Here is a 1,066-nt window from a genome sequence, read left to right as displayed (position 1 = left end):
CGGTGGCGAGCCCCTGGCACTGCGGGCAGATCCTCTGGTCCGCCTACAACGCACGCCCCGCGTTCACGCTTACATCACAAACCCTCGCCCGCCTCCCCCGGCGCAGCCGGGCTCGTGCAACGTTCGCGTTGACGGCGCGCGCCGCTCTTGCGCGTCGCCGTCGAACGCGCGGTTAAAGGGCAGCATTTACCGGTAGGCTTCACGACGGTGGCGAACAGCCACGATGTCAACCAGGCGTTCGCGGTCTGCTATTCGGTACACGATTCGCCACTCCCCAACACGGACGCGCCAAAGATCCGTTGCACCTTCCAGCTTTACCACCCCAGTGGGCCGAGGGTCCTGAGCCAGGGTCTCGATGCGTTTTAGAAGTCGAAGGGCCACAGGTGAATCGAGCGCTCGCAATTCTTTGCTCGCAGAGCGAGCAAAGACAACAGAGCACTCAGCCACGTGCTTTACGCTTCGCCTTTCCCTCAATCATGCTTTTGACCCGAGCCAATGACTCGCGAGGTTCGTTGCGCCGACGATGTGCGACATATGCGTCGAAAAGGTCCTCCCACAGACCCTTATTCTTCTTGAGGTCGATCAACACGGCCTTCTTACGACCTTTGCGATCGATGAGAAATTCAATCCCGGGCATGTTCATAGCAAGTATCCAATTTGAGGTTCACGGAAAGTATACCCCAGTCGCGTTTTTTGCCCTTTAACGTCCCGGCTAACGCGCCGCCCGCTTGCGGGCGATGAGTGTTTGATACGGCACACCCTCCTCATACGCCTTGGCCTGAATGTCCAACAGGTCCGCCGCGGACAGGCGGATGTTCACGCGGCGGCTCTTTATGAAGGTAGCGCGCGCAGCTTCGCGGAAGGCGTTGAGTTGTGCCCTTGTGGGATGCGCAGAAACCAGCACACCCTTTTCGTAGGCACTTAAGATGTCGCGTTCGTAACGATCAAGTCTTTTCATCTGGCTCGTCCATCTCCATGTAGTCGCGTGTCGCCTTCCGGCTCGGAATTAGGAAAGTAGGGGTCAGGTCTTTCATTATCACATGCCCCACCTCTGAGCCGCCTCATA

General features: G+C 58.3%; 3 protein-coding genes. All 3 read right to left on the bottom strand.

The features are described from left to right. Nucleotides 1-186: 186 nt before the first annotated feature. Entirely contained in the window at nucleotides 187-447 is a 261-nt protein-coding gene (locus WD823_RS03170) for a type II toxin-antitoxin system RelE/ParE family toxin (protein WP_368428038.1), read from the bottom strand. After that, nucleotides 440-637 (bottom strand): hypothetical protein, encoded by a 198-nt coding sequence (locus WD823_RS03165; protein WP_368428037.1) that lies wholly within the window; start codon nucleotides 635-637, stop codon nucleotides 440-442. The genes WD823_RS03170 and WD823_RS03165 overlap by 8 nt, the downstream gene beginning before the upstream one ends. A 75-nt stretch (nucleotides 638-712) precedes the next feature. After that, complete coding sequence (locus WD823_RS03160) at nucleotides 713-958, bottom strand: hypothetical protein (protein WP_368428036.1); 246 nt, start codon at nucleotides 956-958, stop codon at nucleotides 713-715. Between the last annotated feature and the right edge of the window lie 108 nt (nucleotides 959-1,066).

It is taken from the genome of Sulfuricaulis sp., from assembly GCF_040901545.1.
Taxonomy (GTDB): Bacteria; Pseudomonadota; Gammaproteobacteria; order Acidiferrobacterales; family Sulfurifustaceae; genus Sulfuricaulis.
This window is presented reverse-complemented; position numbering and strand designations above follow the sequence as displayed.